This is a genomic window from Bacillus sp. FJAT-29814 (assembly GCF_001510715.1).
Lineage (GTDB): Bacteria > Bacillota > Bacilli > Bacillales > Cytobacillaceae > Neobacillus.
The window spans coordinates 72,708-94,460 of the sequence record NZ_LMTJ01000009.1; the positions used below are offsets into that span (position 1 = coordinate 72,708).

Genomic DNA, 21,753 nt, shown 5'->3' on the forward strand with positions numbered 1-21,753 from the left:
CAATGGAAAATATCAAAAATATAGAACAATACTCAGAAATTAAGAACGGAGAAAAAGCTGCAGTCATGTTATTTTCAGCGGACTGGTGCCCAGATTGCCGGTTAATCGACACCTTTATTCAAGAAATTATCGAAAATAATAGTGAAGAATTTGATTTTTATAAAGTGGACTCGGATAAACGTAAAGATATTTGCGCTGAAGCGGGGGTCATGGGCATTCCAAGTTTTGTAGCTTACAAGAGCGGAAGAACTATAGCTGAGTTTATTGGCAACGATTCAAAAACAAGGGAGCAAATTGAAGAATTCCTTCACAATGCCAAAGCGAAGTTATAGTTTTAAAACAACCAATTCATGGAGGGAAATTTATGAGAAAAAGGACGTTGGGATTTGTAACCTTATTATTAATGCTTTCTCTAATGGTATCAGCCTGCAGCAATTCAACCTCCAATAAAAAAGAAGAAGCTGACACAAAAAAGGAAGAACAGGTATTGATTTTTGGAAGAGGAGCCGATAGTTATGCGATGGATCCTCAAAATGTAAATGAGATTGAAACATGGCGGGTCACCAAGAACGTCTATGAAACCTTGGTTGAGTATGATAAGGAAACAACCGATGTAATTCCTGCACTAGCAAAGGAATGGACGACTTCCGAAGATGGAAAGGTTTGGACATTTAAGCTGCAGGAGGGCGTTAAATTCCATGATGGCACTGATTTTAATGCCAATGCGGTTGTGTATAATTTCGAAAGAATGATGGATAAAAACCATCCCGACCGGTTCGACGGAACATTCTCAGTCTATCGCGGCATGTTTAACGGTTTTAAAGGTGAAGGCAGTGTCATTGAAGAAGTAAAGGCCATTGATCAGAACACGGTACAATTTACCCTAGCCAAGCCTCAGGCGAACTTTTTGTCAAACCTTGGCATGCATGCTTTTGGGATTATTAGCCCTGCGGCCATTAAGAAATATGGAGCAAAAATTAATGAACAGGCGGTTGGGACAGGGCCATTTAAATTTGAGTCTTGGAAAACAAATGATTCAGTCACATTGGTGAAAAATGAAGACTACTGGAAGAAAGGGCTGCCAAAACTGGACAAATTGATTTACAAGGTCATTCCGGACAATTCTGCCAGATTAACAGCTTTAAAGAATGGTGAAATTGATATCATGGTAAGTTTGAATCCATCCGATCTAAGTTCAGTAAAAAATGATAAAAACCTGAAGGTGACACTCCGACCGCCTTTAAATGTCGGGTACTTGTCGATTAACAATTTGAAAGAGCCATTAAATAATCCGAAAGTTCGCCAGGCTATCAACCATGCTATTGATAAAAAAGGAATTGCAGATGCATTTTTCTATGGTCTCGCAGAACCGGTTAAAAACATGCTTCCTTCTTCCAGCTGGGCCTATAACAACGATGTGGAAGACTACGATTACGATGTGGAGAAGGCGAAGCAGCTATTAGCAGAAGCAGGTTATCCTAATGGCTTTGAGCTCCAGTTTTCAGTTACCTCAAATTCTCGCATTTATATGCAACAGCCAATCAAAATGGTGGAAGCGATGAAAACGAGTCTCGAAAAAGCGGGAATTAAAGTAAAAGTAGTTTCACTTGAATGGGCGGCCTATCTTGACCAGATTCGAAAGGGAGAACATTCCATCGGATTAATTGGGTGGGTTGGGGATAATGGAGATCCGGATAATTTCCTATATTCCATGCTAAGTAAAAATAATGCTGTCAAAGGTGCAGCCCAAAACCATACTTTCTATCAAAATGATGAGGTAAGTGATCTTTTGATGCAGGCTAAGTCAGTAATGGATCAGAAAGAACGGGCAGAGATTTACAAAAAAGTTCAGGAACTTGTTCATAAGGATGCGCCGTCTGTCCCGCTTGTGGAAGTAAAAGAGCCTGTTGTTACGGCAAGTTACATTAAGGGTTATTTCCCACATCCTACCGGGGCAGAAAATATGTACGAAGTGACGATTGAGAAGTAAGAAATAGATGAAAGCGAGCGGATAGCGATGTCCAAGCCATTGGATGGCATTAAAGTTCTTGATTTAAGCTGGGTTTTTTCTGCTCCCTATGCAACATTAATGCTGCAAGATTTGGGTGCGGAAGTAGTAAAGGTTGAGAGGCCTGGAGCGGGAGACCGCTCCAGATCCATCCCTCCTTTTAAGGAAAGTGTAAGCGGTTACTTCTATATGTTAAATCGCGGGAAAAAGTCGATTTCGTTGAATATGAAAAGTGAAGAAGGAAAACAGTTATTTTTAGACCTGGCAAAAGAATTCGACGTGATTGTTGAAAATTTTGTAGCTGGTACAGTAGACAAATTGGGAATTGGTTATGAGGCTGTAAAGGAAGTGAATCCCAAAATCATCTATGCTTCATTAAATGGGTTTGGCAGTGAAGGTCCATATTCGAAACTGCCGTGTATCGATGGGATTGCCCAAGCGATGGGCGGGTTGATGAGCCAAAATGGGTTAGAGGGTGGAAAGCCATTAAAAACAGGGCCGGCAGTGGCTGATTCATTGTCAGGAATCTATTTGACGGTAGGAATTTTAAGTGCGCTGCTTGAACGAAATCAGACTGGAAAGGGCCAGCGAATTGAAGTAAGTATGATGGATAGCGTGTTCTCTGTCTTGGAGGAAACCGTCATTCGAACAAGTATGACTGGCGAGCCTTTAATGGCACGTGGAAATAAGGACCCGTTGGGAGCCCCTTGGGAAGCTTTTGAAACGAGTGATGATAAATGGGTGATTGTTTGTGCTTCCGGCAATGACCGTTTTATAAAAGTTTATCACGGTATTGGGAGAGATGACATTGTCAAGGAATTCGAAGGGGATGACATTCCCTCTATGGAAAAACGCGCGGCCAATCTCGATTACTTAAACTCAATATTTGCCGATTGGGCTAAAAATAGAACGGCGGAACAAGTGCTTAGATTCTTAGCCGATTTGCATGTCCCTGCTGGGGAAGTTAAAACCGGGAAGGATTTAATCAAAGATCCTCATTTGCTTGGCAGAAATATGGTGGTTGATGTAGAACATCCTGTCCTTGGAAAAGTCAAACTTCCAAACCTCCCCATTAAATTCTTTGGCAGGGAAATGGGGATAAGGAGTGGTGACAAACCAATTGAGCCACAGCTTGGGGAACACAACAAGGAAATCCTTCAATCACTGCTAGGACTTGATGAAAGCGAAATTAATAGTTTAAAAGAAAAAGGAATTATTTATGAAGCGGGTCTAATAAACTCCTCGCGTTAACAATAAATTGAGGTGATAGTTTTCATGAAATTTGATGAGTATTCTAAATTTGATGCAACTGGATTAGCGACCTTGGTTAGACAAAGACAAGTATTACCGGAAGAATTAATGAAGTCTGCATTAGAGGGGGTTGAAAAACTAAACCCGACAATTAATGCTGTAGTAAGTGTACTATCAAACGAGGCTCGCCAAGAAATAGTAAATGGTCTACCAGATGGACCTTTTACCGGTGTACCATTTTTAATTAAAGAGTCAAGTGCACAAGCAAAGGGGATCCCGGTTCAATTAGGGAGCCGTTTTGGACAGGGAATTAGTACTCCCCGTGACACCAACCTGATGGTAAGGTTTCGCCAATCGGGTCTTGTCACAGTTGGAACCTCCACAACGCCCGAATTTGCGTTTAATTTTTCTACAGAGTCTGTTTTATATGGACCAACAAGAAATCCATGGAATCCAAATTTAAGTGCGGGTGGTTCCAGTGGGGGGGCCTGCGCAGCGGTGGCTGCGGGAATTATTCCAATTGCCCATGCCAATGATGGAGCTGGTTCCATTAGACAGCCTGCTGCAGTAAATGGGTTAGTCGGTTTAAAACCGACACGTGGGAGGATTCCGAATGGTCCACATCGGGGAGAGATATTATGCGGATTAGGTAATGAATTTGCTGTAACAAAGAGTGTTAGAGACGCGGCAGCCTTACTTGATTCAATTGGAGGAGTGGATATCGGAGCCAGAAACTGGATAGAAAAACCGGAAAATACTTATGTAAGTAAACTACAGAAAAAACCTAAAAAGCTTCGGATTGCTTGGACAGATAAACCATGGAATAATGCCCCCGTTGACCAAGAATGTAAACAAGAATTATATAAGACAATTAAGTTATGTCAAGAATTAGGTCATGATCTAATGGAGGCTTCGCCATCAATAAACGCTGAGCAACAGCTCCTGGCCACCCTCCGTATATGGGCATCTTTTCTAAGTCACAGTATAGAAAAAATGAAAACCGGTTTAAATCGGGTGCCTACCACAAAGAATCTGGAAGCCTCCAATTGGGCTATTTATCAGTATGGCCAAACCATAACAGCAGCTGAATTATTAGAAGCGTTTGAGATAAATAATTCAGTTTCTAGAACTGTTGGAGAATTCTTTACAGATTATGATATTTTACTAACTCCAACCATTGCACAATTACCTTGGCCAATTGGAAAGTTAAACGCAAACGACCCAAGCCTTAATGCTGAGGAATGGACTGAAAGAATGATGTCCTATTCTCCGTTCACAAATTTATTTAACACGACAGGTCAGCCGGCAATGAGCCTGCCTCTTGGCTGGAGCAGTAAAGGTCTCCCAATAGGGATGCAATTTGCGGCTAGATTTGGAGATGAATCGACATTATTTAAACTAGCTGCCCAGCTAGAGGAAGCAAAACCTTGGAAGAATAAAAGCCCTGATTTAATAGCATTACAGCATAAAATGGTGGAGGGATAGTTATTGAAAATGGTTAATAGATTTTTAATATTTTTTTCGTTAGTAATTGTATTAGTGTTAACCGGTTGTAACGGCAACAAATCATCCACCAATGAGGAAAATGAAAAAGAGGAGTCATCAGGTGGAACCTTAATATACGGAAGGGCTACGGATACAGTTACTTTGGATACCCATAATTTAATAGATGCAGAATCTTCGAGGATATCCAAGAATGTTTTTGAAACGTTAATTACTTACGAAAAAAACGGAACGGATGTTGTTCCAAAACTAGCAAAAGAATGGACCAGTAGTGATGATGGGAAAGTTTGGACCTTTAAATTGCAAGAGGATGTAAAATTCCATGATGGCACTGATTTTAACGCGGATGCGGTTGTATACAATTTTAACCGGATGATGGATAAAGAACACCCACAGCACCAAGGAGATTTCTCGATTTTTAACCGAACATTTAAGGGAGTAATTCAAGAAGTAAAGGCTGTTGATTCACAGACAGTTGAATTTACCTTAACTGCCGCAAATGCTACCTTTCTGCCCAACCTGGGTATTACAACATTTGGAATAATTAGCCCAGCCGCACTAAAGGAATATGGGGAAAATATTAAGGACCACCCTGTCGGTACTGGCCCTTTCAAATTTCAAGAATGGAAACCTAACGATTCAGTCACATTGGTGAAAAATGATAAGTATTGGGTAGCTGATTTACCTAAGCTTGATAAGTTGATGTTCAAAGTTATTCCTGACAACTCTGCACGTTTGACGGCTCTTAAGAATGGAGAAATCGATTTAATGGATGGAATAAATCAATCCGATTTATCCTCAGTAGAACAGAATGCCAAGCTTCAGGTTTTTAAACGTCCTGCGGGAAGTCTGGGTTATTTGACTTTTAACTTAGCTAAGCCCCCGTATGATCAAGTTAAGGTTCGCCAGGCTATCAATCATGCAATTAATAAGAAAGGGATCATCGATGCATTTTATGGTTCGGTAGCCAAGCCGGCTAAAAACATGATGCCTCCGTTCATTTGGGGTTATAACAATGAAATTGAGGGATATGACTATAATCCAGAAAAGGCAAAAAAACTGTTGGCAGAGGCTGGGTTCCCTAATGGATTTGAAACAGAATTCTCAATAATGTCAACCGATCGTTCTTATTTGCCACAACCAACAAAAGTGGCTGAAGCAATTAAATCCGATTTAGCAAAGGTCGGAATTGATGTAAAAATCTCAAATTATGAATGGGCAACTTATTTAAACAAAATATTGGTTAAAGCAGAGTATTCTTTTGCGGGTATAGGACGAATTAGTGAAAATGGCGACCCAGACAACTTTTTATTTACTATGTTAAGTTCTGAATCCGTACAAAACCGTTCAGGGTATAAAAATGAAAGAGTGGATGAATTATTGAGAAAAGCACAAACAACTTTAGATAAGACAGAACGAACAAACCTATATAAAGAGGTCCAACAGTTAGTAATAGAAGATGCGCCTACAATTCCATTGGCATATGTAGAAACACCTCTGGCAGGTGGCACGTACGTGAAGGGATACATTCCTCACGCCATTGGGTATGAAAGCTTGGCAGAGGTATATATAGAAAAATAAAAAAAGGAACAAGTTCTTTTGGACAGGAGGGGGAAAATGGAGCCGCTGCTTTCTATTAAAAATCTTAAGACGCATTTCTTTACAGATAACGGTGTGGTTCGCTCTGTTGACGGTGTTAGCTTCACCGTCGACGAAGGCGAAACATTGGGCATAGTTGGGGAGTCGGGTTCAGGGAAAAGTGTAACAGCCTTGTCGATTATGCAATTGCTCCCCCAAAGAAAAGGAAAAATTGTTGAAGGCAATATTCATTTTCAAGATTTGGATATCACTAAATTAAATGAAAAAAAGATGCGCAAAATCCGCGGCAATGAGATTGCGATGATTTTTCAAGAACCAATGACAAGTCTGAATCCAAGCTACACCATTGGCAATCAAATTGGGGAAACATTGCGACTCCATATGAAATTAAATCGGAAGGAAGCAGAAAAAAGAAGTATAGAGCTGCTTCAACAAGTCGGCATTCCGCGCGCAGAAAAGATTGTCAAGGATTATCCGCACCGATTATCAGGCGGGATGAGGCAGCGTGTCATGATTGCAATGGCCCTTGCTTGCAATCCCAAACTTATCATTGCTGACGAGCCGACCACAGCACTCGATGTGACAATCCAGGCACAGATATTGGAACTCATTCAACAGATGAAACGTGAGAGCAATACCTCGATCATCATGATTACGCATGACCTTGGAGTTGTTTCGGAAGTTTGTGATCGTGTCATTGTTATGTATGCCGGAAGGGTGGTTGAGGAAGCGGATGTAAAAACCCTTTTTTCTTCCCCATCCCACCCTTATACGAAAGGGCTTATTGACTCCATCCCAACCTTGGAAGAGGAAGTGGAATGGCTTGAAACGATACCCGGAAATGTTCCGATTCCTTCCGAGATGCCTGAAGGATGTAAATTTGCCTCCAGATGTAAATTTGCCATGGACGAATGTTTTCATAAGGAACCAGAGCTGTATGATATCGGGTCAGGCCAAAAATCAAGATGTTTCCTGGCAAAGGAGGTAAACCATGCTATCACCGCTACTTGAAGTACAAGATTTAAAAGTGCATTTTCCGATTAAAAGCGGTTTTTTCGGAAAGAACACCAATTATGTAAAAGCGATCGATGGTGTTGATTTTTCGATATATGAAAATGAAACATTTGGCTTGGTGGGAGAATCCGGCTGCGGCAAATCAACAACAGGCAAGACGATTTTACGGTTAATTAACCCGACCGATGGCAAGATATTTTTTCAAGGGAAAGATATCTCGAAGATCTCCTCCAAGGAGATGAGACCGGTTTACCGTGATATTCAATTGATATTTCAGGATCCCTATGCATCCCTTAATCCCAGGAAGACGGCAGGGAATTTAATTGAAGAGCCAATGATTGTCAATACAGATTTAACAGCAGAGCAGCGGAAGAGAAGAGTTCATGAGCTATTGGAGGTTGTCGGACTAAACAGTTACCATGCGTCAAGATATCCTCATGAATTTTCTGGCGGCCAAAGGCAGCGAATCGGAATTGCTAGAGCGCTTTCGCTGAATCCCAAATTAATCATTGCGGACGAAGCAGTGTCCGCGCTTGATGTGTCCATTCAATCACAGGTGTTAAATTTATTAAGGCAGTTACAAAGGGATTTCGGCTTAACCTATTTGTTTATATCCCATGATTTAAGTGTGGTAAAGCACATTAGTGACAGAATTGGCGTGATGTATCTGGGAAGAATGGTCGAGCAGGGCAGCAAAAAAAGCATATACGAAAACCCGCTCCATCCTTATACTAAAGCCTTATTTTCGGCTGCACCCAGCATAAACCCCGAAAAGAAGCAGGAGAGGATTGTCCTTAAAGGTGACCTTCCAAATCCGATCAATCCACCAAGAGGATGTCCGTTTCATCCAAGATGTTTCGTTAAAATGGCTGAGTGTGAAACAACCACACCTGAATTAAAGAACGTTGGCGATGGACACTATGTTGCCTGCCATCATTATAAATAATGACAATAGGAGGTGTAGCCAAAAGTGTCTAATTATATTTCCCGCCGAATAGTGCAATTAATTCCTGTTCTAATTGGCATGTCCATTATTGTGTTTTCCATTATTCACGCCATTCCCGGGGATCCGGCGTCGGTTATTTTAGGTGATCAAGCCACCCCAGAAGCCGTTAAGGAGTTACGCGAGGAAATGGGGTTGAACAAATCCTTACCCTCCCAATACTTTACTTATGTAGCAGGATTATTGACTGGTGACTTCGGTACTTCCTTAAAAACCAAAAAACCAATTCAGGAAGAAATCACGCCATACTTAACGGCAACCATTGAATTAATGATCATGAGCATGATAATTGCGATTATCGTTGGGGTAAATGCCGGCATTATCGCAGCTTGGAGGAGGGCATCCTGGTTTGATTATACTGCGATGCTAATAGCGTTAATGGGGGTTTCCATTCCGGTATTCTGGCTAGGACTGATGGAACAATGGATTTTTGCTGAACAGTTAAGCTGGCTGCCCTCGACAGGAAGGATGAACGCAAGAGAACCGGTTGAAGCGATTACTGGGATCTTATTATTCGACACCCTGATTCAGGGAAATTGGCTTGGTTTTTGGGATGTATTGAAGCACTTAATTTTGCCAAGTATTGCTCTGGGGACCATTCCAATGGCCGTGATCGCAAGGATTACCCGATCCAGTATGCTGGAGGTATTGGAACTGGATTATGTCAGGACTGCCCGCGCCAAGGGTCTATCAGGATTTTGGGTGCTATATAAACATGCCTTGAAAAATGCCTTTGCACCGATATTGACCATTATTGGAATGATGACTGGGTTGTTATTGGGAGGAGCCGTTCTAACAGAAACCATTTTTGGCTGGCCTGGAGTGGGGCGTTATATTTACGATGCGATTGGTTCACGTGATTATCCTGTCATCCAAACAGGTATCTTGATAATTGCGACGATTTTTGTTTTCGTTAATTTAATTGTAGACATCCTTTATTCACTCTTGGATCCAAGAATAAATTATCGATGAGGAGGGGAGACAATTGAAAACAATTTTACAACCGGTTCCGGAAAAAATGGCAATTCATGGACCTCCAAAAAAATCTCTATGGCTGGAAGGATGGAAAAGGCTGAAAAAGCAGCGGCCTGCCATGATTGGGTTAGCGATTGTGGTATCGTTTATTTTAATAGGCATTTTTGCTCCCGTCCTTACTTCGCAGCCAGTTGATGGGTTTAATCCCGAAAAAACCTTAATCTCCCCGAATTCGGAACATTGGTTTGGAACTGATGACCAGGGAAGGGATATTTATACCCGAATTATTTATGGTGCAAGAATTTCCTTATGGATCGGATTTTTCTCTGTCATTGGCTCTATCATCATCGGATCGCTTCTTGGCTTAATCGCGGGTTATTATGGAAAATGGCTTGATACAATTATTTCAAGATTTTTTGATATTTTGCTTGCCTTTCCAAGCATTCTTTTGGCAATTGCTATTGTTGCCATGCTGGGCCCAAGTTTGTTTAATGCCTTAGTTGCGATCGCCATTATTAATATTCCGACGTATGGCCGATTAATCCGCTCAAAAGTGTTAAGTGTAAAAGAAGAGGAGTATATTATGGCCGCAAGAATTACCGGCATGTCGGATAGACGTCTGCTTCTCCAACATGTTCTGCCAAACTCTGTTACGCCAATTATTGTCCAAGGCACGCTGGGTATTGCAACTGCTATTTTAGAGGCAGCAGCTTTAGGATTCTTAGGATTGGGCGCCCAGCCCGGTGAACCGGAATGGGGAAAGATGCTGGCAGATTCCAGACAGTTTATCACCAACGCTCCTTGGACATTGTTGTTTCCGGGTTTCGCCATCATGCTGGTTGTATTAGGATTTAATATGTTCGGTGACGGTTTAAGGGATGCTTTGGATCCAAAAATGAAGTAATCCATTTCCGGAAATATCTCAAAATGGAAGAATCAATCTTTTGTTTTGAGATATTTTTCAAATGGAAATATAGATTGTCGCTCCTGAAACATATCCTGTATTTCAGATTGAAAATAATTGACTGTTTTTAGACTCTCAACAGTAAACGTTCTGCTTTTTAGTTTGGCGATTCCTAAAGAACTATTTCCGTTCACATCTTCTATTAAAGGGATTGCCAAAATATCTCCGTTTTTAATAAAGGGATTGGAGAGTGCTTCAGACTCAGTTTCAATCGCAATGGCAAGGCCATTTCGTACTGCCTCTGATATGTTTTCATTATTATTGGAAGTAAATAATAATTTGAATGGGCCGTTCTGCTGATTGAATATGTTGAAGAACCAGTTCATAAATTCTCCGTTAAACATCACAAAAGTTTGGTTTTTTAAATCTTTTGGATGTAAAAATTCATGATGGGCAAGGGAGGAATTTTTATCCACAAACACAAACAAATTGACAGGATACATTTCCTTGAAGGTAATGATATTTTTATATTTTAAGGTTTCTTCATAAATGACCAAAATTCCCAAGTCAATTTCATCTTGGATGATGGCCTCGATGATGTTTAAAGAACTTTTTTCGATTAAAGTAATTTCCTGTTGCGGAAATTCTTGTTTTAATAAAGAAAGCAACTTTGGGAGAAAGGGTAGATGAAGTCCGGAAACGATTCCGATGCTTAATCGATTTTGTAACGATTGGTTATATTTCGCAGCTTGGTCTTTCAAATCGTCAACCTTTTTTAATACTTCAGTTGCAATCTTGATGAGTTGCATACCTTCTACCGTGGGTTTGACGCCTGTATGCATCCGCTCAAAAATTTTCACCCCCAATTCACTTTCCAGTTTTGTAATGGACTGACTGACCGCGGACTGTGACACATGAAGGATTTGTCCAGCTTTTGAAAATGAGCGTGATTCGGATACCCTAATGATGTATTCTAATTGTTCGAGCTGCACGTATATTTCACCTCTGCATCATTTTATTTAGCAATAACCTGGTTTCTATAATAATTAGATTTGTATTCGAAAATACCTTCTTTAAAATACGACAATTGTAGGCAAGAACTATTAATTATTTCGCAGTATCTATTAGCAGTTCCTATATATCTATTAAATTTTAATATTTTAATATTTTAAAATTAAGAAGGAGGGGCAGTTATGCCAATCACTCAGAGTTTCACAAAAGAAGTGAAATATACAAATCCTATGTTTAATCAGATGTCAGAAGAAGAAATTTTTCAATACCAGGAACAATTATTACAAAAACAATTACGATTTGTGTACCGAAATTCTGAATTTTATCGAAAAAAATTTAACGAGATAGGTGTGCATCCCGAAGAAATTAAATCAATCCACGACTTCCGCCAATTACCGGCTTTCATGGATAAAACAATTGAACGGGAAAATCAGAAGGAATCAAGGGAAAAATGGGGCCATCCATTTGGCACGCATTTATGCTGTTCACCGGATGAAATCGAATTTACTGGGACGACAAGCGGAACTTCCGGGGAACCAACATTCACCTATACGTTTACAAAGGAGGATTTGAATTTTTTAAATCGCTACATAGCCCATATGCTCGAATATGGTGGAATCTTCCCTGGTGACCGTCTGCTTTTTAGTCATGCATTAGGGATTTATGCAACTTCTTCCATTTTGTGGGGGATTCGCTCACAGGGTGTACTTCCTATTGATGTTGATGTACGTGCCGGCAGCGCGATGATTCTAAAATATGCTGATATGACAAGACCAACGGCTGCGATGATGACACCGTCCTTGGCGGAACATTTAATTGACAAGGCGCCTGAATTGATTGGCAAGCATGTTGGTGATTTGGGATTAAAAGCATTATTTACAGTGGGAGAAATGGGCATTGGAATTCCGGAAGTAAAAAAGAAAATCGAAACCGCTTACGGATGCCGTGTGTATGACTATCTAGGTGAATTTGGTTTTTCCTGCGATTCCGATGAGTATTACGGGATTCATTGTGTGGCACCAGATTTAGGCTTGTTCCCGATGGATCTTGTCGACCCGGAAACAAAATTGCCGCTTGAAATCCGTGACGGGGTGATTGGAGAAATTATTAGCACAGAATTTAATCTTAAAGCCTCGCCGCGAATCCGCTTTGCCACAGGCGATGTCATCCAAGTATTTACCCATGAATGCCCTGGCTGCGGCTTTAAAGGAAAACGTTTCCGGTTTTTGGGAAGGTCGGACGATATGTTGATTATCAAAGGGGCAAATGTTTATCCTTCCGCGATTAAAAAGGTGATTGCCACATTTGTGCCTGACGTAACTGGAGAAATCCGTATCGTCCTTGATAATCCGCCTCCGCGTGTGGTACCGCCGCTAAAACTGAAGGTGGAATATGGATATCATTTTGATCAGCGGCAATTGCAAGGGTTGGAGGAGAAAATAAAAAATGCTCTTCATACTGAGGCGAGAGTAACACCGCAAATTATATGGTGTGAACCAGGAACATTGGAAAAGGCAATGACGAAAACACCGCTGTTTGAAAAAAATTACTAGAGTGTTGGCAGAGGTTGAACATGGTCTTTGAAGGACTCGGTACGAGAGAAATTTTATTTGAAGAATGCCAATCGGTTATTTAAAATGGATAAATCAGCGAGGTCCTTAAACACTAGTCATTAAATTATATCCGAAAGGGGACGGCTGAATGGAAATCATGAAAAATAATCAGGGTACAACCGTCGTTACCAATCAAAACACTCAATTAAAGAAAACTTTATCGAAGTGGGATTTGTTAACGATTGGTGTTGGGGCAGTAGTCGGTTGGTCTTGGGTAATTTATGCCGGCGTTTGGACGACGATGCCCGGAACTTTTGGCGGGGTATTGGCCTTCCTTATTGGCGGCATTCTTTGCTCCTTTGTTGGTCTTGCATATGCGGAGCTCGCTTCTGCGATGCCAAGGGCCGGTGGGGATATCGTTTATACATTTAAAGGTTTGGGCGATCGCTGGGCATTTTTTGCAGGGACTTGTGTAGGTTATGGGTTATTAACCTTAATCGTCGTTGAGACGATCATGCTGCCGATCATATTAAATGCGTTAGGGTTTCCGTTGCCAAAAATAGGCCCATTATATACTGTTGGCGGAGAAACGGTTTATGGTTCTTATATTTTTGTTTCGGTTCTGGTTAACTTTTTCTTTGCTTTTTTAAATATGATGGGCATCGAGTTTTCAAAGGTATTTCAAACCATTACGGTAGCGGTAATGCTGTTGGCAGCTGTTTTTTATGTTATTGTCGGAGTCAGTTTGGGAGATGTTGAAAACGCTAAGCCGCTTGTCACCTCCCTATCGGGTATTTCCATCACATTATTAATGATTCCAGGATTTTTGTCAGGATTTAATGTTGTTGCACAGGCTGCAGAAGAAACCAATGTAAAACCTAGGTTGATTGGGAGACTAGTGGTCATATCTGTCTGGGCCAGTGCAATCTTCTATATACTAATCATTATTGGCACAGGGTTTTCTGCAAGTTTAGAAACCCGCGGAACCTCTCAAATTGTTGTTTTGGAGTCATTGGTTCAGCTTTTTAATGGATCGCAATTTGCAAAAACACTAGTTGCCATCGCTGCATTAATTGGCATGTTAACCTCATGGAATGCTGCTTATCTTGCCGGAAGCAGGGTTTTATTTGCGCTCGGCAGGGCAAAATATATTTCAACAGAGTTTTCTAGGCTTCACCCTATCAATAAAACACCGACGAGAGCCATTGTGTTTCTGTTCGGATTAAGCAGTTTAGGCGCTTTATTGGGGACTAGTCAGGTGATTTTTACGAATATTGTGAATATATCTGGCTTTATGATGGTTTGTTCCTGGTTATTGGTTGTGGTTACCTTTATGGTCTTAAGGAAGAAAGCCCCCGATTTACATCGTCCTTACCGGGTAGCATTTGGAGGGATTGTAGGGGTGCTTGCGATCATTTCGTTGATTTTTTTCCTTTTCTTGTATACCCCTTTAAATCCGTTGGGCGGTTTAACTTTACCTGAATGGATTGTGTTAGCCATCATCATCCTAACAATTCTTGGACTTTATTTTAAAAATGTCCATAAAAGTAACATTAGCAGGGAAGAGCGCGAAAGGTTATTATTTGAGGATTCCGGTGAAAACTAGTAAATTAAAATAATTGATGCCAGTCCGCTAAAAACTTTGGACTGGCATCATCTTTTTTAATAGATTTTATCCCCATTAAAAATGGAGTTCTTCACGATGGCATAGTCTACCGTGCGGATATCTTTTAACTTGTTTCCGCCAGCATAGGATATAGAAGACTGCAGATCTTGCTCCATCTCGATTAACGTATCGATTAATGGACCTTTGTGCTCCACGTACATTTTCTTGCCTTCGACGTTTTTGCGTTCTCCTTTTTGGAATTCGGAAGCAGAACCGAAGTATTCTTTATATAGCTTTCCATCCATTTCGATCGTTTCTCCAGGTGACTCTTCGTGACCAGCAAATAAAGAACCAATCATCACCATAGATGCTCCAAAGCGAACAGATTTCGCAATATCCCCGTGTGTGCGGATTCCGCCGTCAGCGATAATCGGCTTGCTAGCTGCCTTGGCGCACCATCTTACAGCCGCCAATTGCCAGCCACCAGTTCCAAATCCGGTTTTAATTTTTGTGATACAAACTTTGCCTGGTCCAATGCCGACCTTCGTTGCGTCTGCGCCGGCGTGCTCCAATTCCCTTACCGCCTCTGGTGTCCCGACATTTCCGGCAATGACAAAGCTGCCTGGCAAATGCTTCTTGATATGCTGAATCATTTCAATTACGGCATTAGAATGGCCGTGGGCTATATCGATTGTAATAAATTCTGGAGTCAGATTTTCCTCGGCAAGCTGCTTGACGAATTCATATTCTCCTTCTTTCACACCGACACTAATGGATGCGATCAGGCCGCGGGCTTGCATGTCTTTAACGAAAGCTAGTCGGGTTTCAGGCTGGAAGCGGTGCATGATATAGAAATAACCATTTTCCGCCAAGTATGTTGCAATTTTTTCATCAATAATCGTTTGCATATTGGCTGGGACGACTGGCAATTTAAATTTATGGCCGCCAAAAACGACACTTGTATCACATTCGGAACGGCTCTTAACGATTGATTTTGCAGGAATTAGTTGAATATCTTCGTAATCAAATACTACATCCATGAAAAAACACCCCTAAACACGAATATTATTAATGATTTTTCTTTAAATTGTTCGTACATATGCTAATTTACCCTATGTTCACCGATTTGTCAAAACATTTCTGACATCCATTTATAGTTTTGCCAAAATTGTCTCTGATTACCAAAAGGTATAAAATACGAGGTGAGGTGTGAAAATGAATAAAAAATTCAAATTATATGTAGTTAGACGAAGGATAAAGAAGGAGTATAGAAAGATGGCCGAAAATATTAGTTTGCAAGATGCGTATAAACAAACAAAATATCAAGTGAATGGGCATGGACCGAGAAACATCCAAGTATTAAAAGAGGCTTTCCACGAAATAGATGGGCAGCTTGAGAGTGAAATGTATGGAAAAGGAAAATTAATCGAGGATTTTCAGGATAAGATGGCAGGGATATTGGGTAAGGAAGCGGCAGTGTTTTTTCCAAGCGGAACAATGGCCCAGCAAATCGCAATGCGCATTTGGTGTGACCGAAAAGGCGTAAAGAAAGTCGCCTATCATCCGTTGTGCCATTTGGAGATTCATGAGGAAAATGGGTTAAAAGAATTGCATCAAATTGAGTCGGTTTTATTGGCAGAAAAAGATAGAGTGATAGAATTCGAAGACGTTGCGAGTTTGTTAGAAGATGTCTCTTGTGTGCTCCTGGAACTGCCGCAGCGGGAAATTGGCGGACAATTGCCAGAATACGAAACGCTTGTAAAAATTTCAGACTATTGCAAGGAACAAGGCATCAAATTGCATTTGGATGGGGCAAGGCTGTTTGAAATCTTGCCTTATTATGAAAAAACTGCCGCTGAGGTTTGCAGCCTGTTTGATAGTGTTTATATTTCATTTTATAAAGGGATTGGCGGGATTGCCGGAGCGATTTTGGCTGGTGATGAGGACTTTATTGAGGAATCAAAGGTGTGGAAGCGGCGCCATGGCGGGGACTTGATCAGTCTTTATCCGTATTACCTGAGTGCCGATTATTACTTTGACAAGCGGATTAACAAAATGAAAGGGTATTATCGAACAGCAAAGTATGTGGCTTGGCGATATAATAGTTGTTTCGGTGTATCAACTTTGCCCGAAGAACCTGTTTCCAATATGTTTCATGTCCACTTTGATGCGCCCAAAGCGGAGGTGGAGCGGATTTTAACAGAAATTTGCCTAGAAACCGATATAGGACTATCTAGTAATGTTAGAGAAAAAACAGAGACCACCAGTTATTATGAGGTGAGCATGGGCGATTCGTTTGGGAAGTTATATATTGATGATTTTTTTAACGTATTTTTTCTACTTGATGAAAAAATGAAAAAAGCAAAACGATTATGATGTAAATCACCTCTTGCCTGCCAAGTTCATTTTAAAATAAAGGTAAGAGGTGATTTTTTTGAAGGAAAAGAATTGGTCGATTTCACTAGAGCATGAAGAATATGAACATGATCGGGATATGGTGATTGCGGATGCAATTGATGCTGTCAAAGAGACTGCAAAAGGATATTACGTCAATGTCGTCACGCCGGCAGGTTTAGGGAACCCGGAAGACTATTTGACGGAGATCTTATTATTGCATTTTGGAAATGAAATTGACCTTCAGTACATAGACCAATGCGGTTGCGGCGGACATGTGCTCAGAGTTTGGAAGAGCAAATAACAAGTGCCAGGTACATAAAAGAATGTGCCTGGCATTTTTTTTGATACAAATACTAGCTGTAGGATATTTTTGTGAATAATCCTCATAATAAACTTGGAGGATGTGAGGATGATGAGAAACGAAGACGTTGTAATAGAAGAATTGAACACTTTGCTTCGAGGCACCTATATGGGAATTCATGCTCTGGAACATCATATTCAGAAGTTAGATGAACCTGAATTAAAGGAGAAGTTTCAAACGATGCAGCAGGAGGCGAAGCAGAATGCACAAAAACTCGCTGAGCGTATCCAAAATTTAAACGGGGTGCCAGCCGACAGTGAGGGTATTACCGGTAAAATGCACAGCTACATGCATAAGATGATGCTCTCTGATGAAACGCCAGAGATTATTGAAGACGCGTTAAAGGGAATGGCCCAATATGGAGTTGAATATTCAGAAGAGCTGGTAAGAGGAGACCTCGACCCGGAAAGCAGAAGGCTGGCTGAGGAAGTGATCGATACAAGCCGCAGGCACGCTGAAGAACTACGCCAACTATTACATTAAAAAATGCAAAAATTAGGAGGATTTGAGCATGAATTCGAATAAAAATCAACCAAACCATAAACAGAACAAGCAAGAAAACAACAAGAATGTCCCTGCTCAAAAAGATGGATTCCGCTATGATTACAATGATTCATCCGATTTTAAAGATAATGAAAAAATCTAATAAAACATGCTATGCTAATGTAGGAAAAAGTTTTTTTAATCGGAGGTTTTAGCATGGCTATTATTGATATTACGGTGATTCCGGTCGGAACGGGAACTCCCAGCGTTAGCGATTATGTCGCGGAAGTACATAAAGTCCTTCAACAATACGAAGGTAGGGTTAACTATCAGCTAACGCCGATGAGTACGTTAATCGAAGGGGATCTGAAGTTATTGTTGCAGATTGTCCAGGAAGTTCACGAAGTTCCATTTCAGAAGGGATTGCAGAGAGTCTGTACGAATCTTCGGATTGATGACCGCCGTGACAAGGAAAATACGATGGAGCGAAAGCTGCAGTCGGTACAGGCGAAATTATCGTAAATAGGAAAGCTCTTCATGTGATGTTATCTGGTTCTCTTAAAGGTGCAAAACAGTAAACCGCAATGCAAATAGGGTGCGAAATTGCTGATTTCTCACCCTATTTTTTATTGGATCAATATTTAAGGCCAACTATCATTATGGCTGTTATAACTGAATGTGGATTTTCCTGTGTTTGAAAAATAAACGGAGAAATTCCGTTTATATTGGGAAATATTGATATTGCCCTAAAAATAAGGGGAGTTTTTCCGCTTATATCATACAAATCATTGGATTTTATCAAATTAAAAGCGGTTAACCGGAAATTTTCCGCTTATTTCTGCTTCTTTAGCCTCCAAAATGTAGAATAGCCGGAAATTCTCCGCTTTCGAAATCCCATACCTACTCCATCTTTTTTTCACTTTTTGTAATTCAAACGAGAACCCATTAAGGGCTTTTTTATTTTATAAAAATATTATGTAAACACAAACAAGAAAAGGATTTTCGCAATTTTTCAAGAATAATAGATAAGTAGTTAGTGAATGAAAGAGAGTGCGTATTATGAAACATGCTTTAGTAATTGGCGGAACTGGAATGTTAACTGCCGTGCCCTTGTGGTTGGTAAAAGAAGGCTACCATGTATCAGTGATTGGGAGAAGCGAAGAACGAATGGCACAGCTTAGAAGCCGGGTCCAGGATTCGACCTGCATCACGCCGTTATCGGTTGACTACCGCCAGGGAGATCTTTTTAGTGAACAAATCAGATTTATTGTAGACAAGAATGGCCCACTGGAATTGGTCGTTGCCTGGATTCATTCTCCTTTTAAAAATGTAATGGAAACAATTGCACGAGAGGTGGCCAATCATAAACCTTGCTTATTATTTCATGCTCTTGGAAGCCGCGCAAATCCTGAGGAGATTAGGGCAGGGTTAAAATTGACCGAGAATTGCCGGTATCGACAAGTTCAGCTTGGATTTAAGTTGGATGGTGAAACATCAAGATGGCTAACACATGAGGAGATTTCAAACGGTGTCATCGAGGCCATAAAGAGAGATAAGCAGTATCATGTGGTAGGCGTTTTGGAGCCGGACAGTAAAAGACCATGGTAGGAAGAGGGAGGAATCCGAAATGAGCCTTAGAGATAAAACTCTGGAAGAATTAGAGGAAATGGAAGCGGAACTAAGTGACCAAGAGGCCGAAAGCGGTTTTGCCAACTACTCTATGAAAATCGACATATACAAAGAAATGGTTCGAAAGCTTGAACTGCTTATTCGCCAGCGGAACAAGGAATACGAGGATATATTGGAATATGTGAAAAGGAAACTTGTGTTTTATCTGATCCATTACGGGACTTATTTGAAAACGGAATATCAAAAGGATGACCATCTTGCCGCCAGCTGTTTAAATAATGTGTTAAGGTATGACCGGACCAATCCGATTGCGCCTTACCGGCTTGGGTTCTTATCGTACAAAAACAGGGAATATGCCGAAGCCATTCAATTTTTCCAGAAGGCGTTGGAAAACGACAAATACTATCCTAACCATAACTATAAATTGAACGGACAGCAGCAATTGAATGCCCATTTGTATTTAACCAACAGTGCGTTGCGGGTTGCCAATCAAGCTTATGAAAACATGAAGCAATTGCCTGATTTGAGTGATGTTCCAAAGCAGGAATTTTCGCCGTTGATTGAGAATATCTTGATAAATGAACAATATCTGCAGCGGCATGCTTTTTATTTGGTGGATGAGACCAGCAAAACAACGTGCTCGAAGGCGGATTGTGAAAATCTGGTCGATCGGCCTCCTTTAGATACATTATTGTTATATTTTAATGACAGGGATATTCTTATGGTTTTTGAGGAAAAGATGATCACACTTTCCTATAATCAAGGTATAATGATAAGGCATTTTCTTTTAAAAAGTTCAGAAGAGCGGCCTGCCACACGAGCATCTTTTACTAGTGATATTGAAGAAAATTCGTACGTTCAAAACGTGAACAGATTCAGAAATAAATTGCGGGAGTATGGTTTTCCGCCTATCATTCAAAACAAACGTTACAATAATGAAACAGCCTATTATTATAATGGAGCCTATCCTTATAAAATAATGTACAGGGTCGACGATGAAATCGAATATGCATGAACAGGGCGATGACAGGGGTGTCATCGCCATTTTTATATACTAAGACCATCAAAGCTAAGGAGATGGTCACATGAAAAGTTGGAACCAATTATTTGTACGACAAGGATTTATCGTTGAGGAGACTCGCCCGAATGTGTTTGATTGTTTAAAAGAAACAGAGGAAAATGTTTCGTTTTTGTTGGAGAGTTTGGAAAAACTTCCGGCCTCCTTTACCTATGATAGAGGGGTGTTGTCCATTGCCAGTCGGGTGGTTTCGGAGGAACGTTGGTTGGGCTGTGTCGATTACAAATATAGAGGACGCGGCGGGGATTTATGGTTTCGCCCTGGTGTTGACCAACCGAAAGTAAAAGAGTTGGATACGTATATTTCCGGCATCGTCCGCCAGTTGAATCGGCTTGGTTTTTATACAAATATCAGCTGCGACGGGCATGGAAGAGGGAATGCGCTGTTAGGCTTTATCCGAGAAGTTAATACTGATAAAGTCACTGAGCTGTTACTGGCCGCAGGTGTACCAAGGATTTTTACAAGAAACAATCGTGACATCCGGCTGTGCATCTCTAGACCGCAATTGCTGGATGTTGCCGAAAAGCTCTCTCATATTGAAAAAGCTTGGCTGGACCGAGGTGCAGAATTCATTAGGGAGCAGCTTTTTTTCAACAGGGTTGAGCGGCTTTTATCCATCCCTGGGGAGAGTGGAAACGAGGAAAGGATCCGTCAATTTGTCTTGGCGGAGCTGGAGCAACTCGTAGATTTTAAGTCGGTTGATGGGGCAGGTAATATTTTGGCGCAAAAGAAGGTTGGAACCGGTGTTGGGCCTACTATTCTCTTAAATGCCCACTTGGATACCGTTGACCGAATTGTAGAAGGCAGGTCGATTATAAAAAATGGAGCGATTTGGTCCAGTGACTACGGCATTTTAGGGGCTGATGACCGGGCCGGGGTGGCAGTTTTGTTGGAATTGGCACAGCGGTTGCAGGAGCCGGGCTCCTTCAACGGAACAGTAAAATTTATTTTTACTGTGGAGGAGGAAAGCGGACTAATTGGTGCACGCAGCGTCGATGGGACCTTTTTGTGGGGTGTGGATGCGGCAATTGTAGTTGACCGTAGGGGTACAGGTGATATCGTCACATCCTGCGGCGGGTATGAGTCCTTTTGCCATGAAAGTTACGGATTACTTTTTGAAAAAGCGGCTGAAAGGAAGGGGCTAGATGGCTGGAAGATGACAGCAGGCGGCAGCAGCGACACTAGAATCTGGGCAGCGCACGGCATTCAAAGCGTGAATCTGTCTGCCGGGTACATGAATGAACATACAGAATCTGAGTCTTTGAATGTCGAAGCTTGCTATAAAACGATGAGGTTGATTCAGGGAGTAATGTGTGATGCGAGGAATTTGCAGAGGACACTTAGGCAAATCGAAATGATGCAAGTTAGATAGGAGGAG

Annotated in this window: 21 protein-coding genes; 19 read left to right on the forward strand and 2 right to left on the reverse strand. The window is 41.1% G+C overall.

All coding sequences use genetic code 11. The features are described from left to right. Positions 1–2: 2 nt before the first annotated feature. Genes AR334_RS23130 through AR334_RS23170 form a run of 9 tightly spaced genes read left to right on the forward strand, consistent with a single transcriptional unit; the run spans position 3 to position 10,257 of the window. Positions 3–332 (forward strand): thioredoxin family protein, encoded by a 330-nt coding sequence (locus AR334_RS23130; RefSeq protein ID WP_066318888.1) that lies wholly within the window; start codon positions 3–5, stop codon positions 330–332. 32 nt (positions 333–364) lie between these two features. Beyond that, the gene (locus AR334_RS23135; protein WP_066318891.1) at positions 365–1,990 is read left to right on the forward strand and encodes an ABC transporter substrate-binding protein; all 1,626 of its coding nucleotides are present in this window, start codon (positions 365–367) and stop codon (positions 1,988–1,990) included. 27 nt (positions 1,991–2,017) lie between these two features. Then, on the forward strand, positions 2,018–3,259 hold the full coding sequence (locus tag AR334_RS23140) for a CaiB/BaiF CoA-transferase family protein (protein ID WP_066318903.1): 1,242 nt from the start codon (positions 2,018–2,020) through the stop codon (positions 3,257–3,259). Between the two features lie 24 nt (positions 3,260–3,283). Further along, positions 3,284–4,744 (forward strand): amidase, encoded by a 1,461-nt coding sequence (locus AR334_RS23145; RefSeq protein ID WP_066318906.1) that lies wholly within the window; start codon positions 3,284–3,286, stop codon positions 4,742–4,744. Positions 4,745–4,753: 9 nt separating this feature from the next. Next, positions 4,754–6,343, forward strand: a complete 1,590-nt coding sequence (locus AR334_RS23150; RefSeq protein WP_066319286.1) for an ABC transporter substrate-binding protein — start codon at positions 4,754–4,756, stop codon at positions 6,341–6,343. 36 nt (positions 6,344–6,379) lie between these two features. After that, positions 6,380–7,372 carry an ABC transporter ATP-binding protein gene (locus AR334_RS23155; RefSeq protein ID WP_066318908.1) on the forward strand — a complete coding sequence of 331 codons (993 nt, stop codon included), beginning with the start codon at positions 6,380–6,382 and terminating at the stop codon, positions 7,370–7,372. Then, complete coding sequence (locus AR334_RS23160) at positions 7,353–8,321, forward strand: ABC transporter ATP-binding protein (RefSeq protein ID WP_066318910.1); 969 nt, start codon at positions 7,353–7,355, stop codon at positions 8,319–8,321. The genes AR334_RS23155 and AR334_RS23160 overlap by 20 nt, the downstream gene beginning before the upstream one ends. Positions 8,322–8,345: 24 nt before the next feature. Then, positions 8,346–9,350 carry an ABC transporter permease gene (locus AR334_RS23165; protein WP_156431373.1) on the forward strand — a complete coding sequence of 335 codons (1,005 nt, stop codon included), beginning with the start codon at positions 8,346–8,348 and terminating at the stop codon, positions 9,348–9,350. 46 nt (positions 9,351–9,396) lie between these two features. Continuing rightward, entirely contained in the window at positions 9,397–10,257 is an 861-nt protein-coding gene (locus tag AR334_RS23170; RefSeq protein ID WP_066319295.1) for an ABC transporter permease, read from the forward strand. Between the two features lie 32 nt (positions 10,258–10,289). Here AR334_RS23170 and AR334_RS23175 read toward each other — a convergent pair whose 3' ends face one another. Next, positions 10,290–11,249 (reverse strand): LysR family transcriptional regulator, encoded by a 960-nt coding sequence (locus tag AR334_RS23175; protein ID WP_066318914.1) that lies wholly within the window; start codon positions 11,247–11,249, stop codon positions 10,290–10,292. A 201-nt stretch (positions 11,250–11,450) separates the two neighbouring features. Between AR334_RS23175 and AR334_RS23180 the strand changes: the two genes are divergently transcribed. Then, a complete protein-coding gene (locus AR334_RS23180) occupies positions 11,451–12,821 on the forward strand; it encodes a phenylacetate--CoA ligase family protein (protein WP_066318917.1) in 1,371 nt (456 codons plus the stop codon). 148 nt (positions 12,822–12,969) lie between these two features. Further along, a complete protein-coding gene (locus AR334_RS23185) occupies positions 12,970–14,427 on the forward strand; it encodes an APC family permease (protein ID WP_066318920.1) in 1,458 nt (485 codons plus the stop codon). 56 nt (positions 14,428–14,483) lie between these two features. Here AR334_RS23185 and guaC read toward each other — a convergent pair whose 3' ends face one another. Continuing rightward, entirely contained in the window at positions 14,484–15,467 is a 984-nt protein-coding gene (gene guaC / locus AR334_RS23190; RefSeq protein ID WP_066318924.1) for a GMP reductase, read from the reverse strand. A gap of 235 nt (positions 15,468–15,702) precedes the next feature. On the opposite strand from guaC, the gene AR334_RS23195 reads away from it, so the two are divergent. The 8 genes from AR334_RS23195 to AR334_RS23225 all read left to right on the forward strand — a co-directional run bounded on the left by AR334_RS23195 (position 15,703) and on the right by AR334_RS23225 (position 21,747). Then, positions 15,703–16,803, forward strand: coding sequence for a low specificity L-threonine aldolase (locus AR334_RS23195; protein ID WP_066318927.1), 1,101 nt, complete (start codon positions 15,703–15,705; stop codon positions 16,801–16,803). A gap of 58 nt (positions 16,804–16,861) precedes the next feature. Beyond that, positions 16,862–17,125, forward strand: coding sequence for a CGCGG family rSAM-modified RiPP protein (locus AR334_RS23200; protein ID WP_082693080.1), 264 nt, complete (start codon positions 16,862–16,864; stop codon positions 17,123–17,125). A gap of 108 nt (positions 17,126–17,233) precedes the next feature. Further along, the gene (locus AR334_RS23205; protein ID WP_253701349.1) at positions 17,234–17,668 is read left to right on the forward strand and encodes a DUF892 family protein; all 435 of its coding nucleotides are present in this window, start codon (positions 17,234–17,236) and stop codon (positions 17,666–17,668) included. A 28-nt stretch (positions 17,669–17,696) separates the two neighbouring features. After that, positions 17,697–17,831 (forward strand): hypothetical protein, encoded by a 135-nt coding sequence (locus AR334_RS30685; protein ID WP_301337177.1) that lies wholly within the window; start codon positions 17,697–17,699, stop codon positions 17,829–17,831. 53 nt (positions 17,832–17,884) lie between these two features. Then, positions 17,885–18,190, forward strand: coding sequence for an MTH1187 family thiamine-binding protein (locus tag AR334_RS23210; RefSeq protein WP_066318932.1), 306 nt, complete (start codon positions 17,885–17,887; stop codon positions 18,188–18,190). Between the two features lie 537 nt (positions 18,191–18,727). Next, the gene (locus AR334_RS23215; protein WP_066318936.1) at positions 18,728–19,276 is read left to right on the forward strand and encodes a short-chain dehydrogenase; all 549 of its coding nucleotides are present in this window, start codon (positions 18,728–18,730) and stop codon (positions 19,274–19,276) included. Between the two features lie 19 nt (positions 19,277–19,295). Further along, positions 19,296–20,312 (forward strand): lipopolysaccharide assembly protein LapB, encoded by a 1,017-nt coding sequence (locus tag AR334_RS23220; protein WP_066318939.1) that lies wholly within the window; start codon positions 19,296–19,298, stop codon positions 20,310–20,312. 70 nt (positions 20,313–20,382) lie between these two features. Then, complete coding sequence (locus AR334_RS23225; protein WP_066318942.1) at positions 20,383–21,747, forward strand: M20/M25/M40 family metallo-hydrolase; 1,365 nt, start codon at positions 20,383–20,385, stop codon at positions 21,745–21,747. Positions 21,748–21,753: the final 6 nt, after the last annotated feature.

What these genes read in the sequence shown, in the direction of transcription:
- AR334_RS23130 (WP_066318888.1), top strand. Translation starts at nt 3, where the DNA reads ATGGAAAATATCAAAAATATAGAACAATACTCAGAAATTAAGAACGGA.
- AR334_RS23145 (WP_066318906.1), top strand. Translation starts at nt 3,284, where the DNA reads ATGAAATTTGATGAGTATTCTAAATTTGATGCAACTGGATTAGCGACC.
- AR334_RS23205 (WP_253701349.1), top strand. Translation starts at nt 17,234, where the DNA reads ATGATGAGAAACGAAGACGTTGTAATAGAAGAATTGAACACTTTGCTT.
- AR334_RS23195 (WP_066318927.1), top strand. Translation starts at nt 15,703, where the DNA reads ATGGCCGAAAATATTAGTTTGCAAGATGCGTATAAACAAACAAAATAT.
- AR334_RS23150 (WP_066319286.1), top strand. Translation starts at nt 4,754, where the DNA reads ATGGTTAATAGATTTTTAATATTTTTTTCGTTAGTAATTGTATTAGTG.
- AR334_RS23215 (WP_066318936.1), top strand. Translation starts at nt 18,728, where the DNA reads ATGAAACATGCTTTAGTAATTGGCGGAACTGGAATGTTAACTGCCGTG.
- guaC (WP_066318924.1), bottom strand. Translation starts at nt 15,467, where the DNA reads ATGGATGTAGTATTTGATTACGAAGATATTCAACTAATTCCTGCAAAA.
- AR334_RS30685 (WP_301337177.1), top strand. Translation starts at nt 17,697, where the DNA reads ATGAATTCGAATAAAAATCAACCAAACCATAAACAGAACAAGCAAGAA.
- AR334_RS23155 (WP_066318908.1), top strand. Translation starts at nt 6,380, where the DNA reads ATGGAGCCGCTGCTTTCTATTAAAAATCTTAAGACGCATTTCTTTACA.
- AR334_RS23170 (WP_066319295.1), top strand. Translation starts at nt 9,397, where the DNA reads ATGGCAATTCATGGACCTCCAAAAAAATCTCTATGGCTGGAAGGATGG.
- AR334_RS23210 (WP_066318932.1), top strand. Translation starts at nt 17,885, where the DNA reads ATGGCTATTATTGATATTACGGTGATTCCGGTCGGAACGGGAACTCCC.
- AR334_RS23220 (WP_066318939.1), top strand. Translation starts at nt 19,296, where the DNA reads ATGAGCCTTAGAGATAAAACTCTGGAAGAATTAGAGGAAATGGAAGCG.
- AR334_RS23180 (WP_066318917.1), top strand. Translation starts at nt 11,451, where the DNA reads ATGCCAATCACTCAGAGTTTCACAAAAGAAGTGAAATATACAAATCCT.
- AR334_RS23135 (WP_066318891.1), top strand. Translation starts at nt 365, where the DNA reads ATGAGAAAAAGGACGTTGGGATTTGTAACCTTATTATTAATGCTTTCT.
- AR334_RS23140 (WP_066318903.1), top strand. Translation starts at nt 2,018, where the DNA reads ATGTCCAAGCCATTGGATGGCATTAAAGTTCTTGATTTAAGCTGGGTT.
- AR334_RS23185 (WP_066318920.1), top strand. Translation starts at nt 12,970, where the DNA reads ATGGAAATCATGAAAAATAATCAGGGTACAACCGTCGTTACCAATCAA.
- AR334_RS23225 (WP_066318942.1), top strand. Translation starts at nt 20,383, where the DNA reads ATGAAAAGTTGGAACCAATTATTTGTACGACAAGGATTTATCGTTGAG.
- AR334_RS23160 (WP_066318910.1), top strand. Translation starts at nt 7,353, where the DNA reads ATGCTATCACCGCTACTTGAAGTACAAGATTTAAAAGTGCATTTTCCG.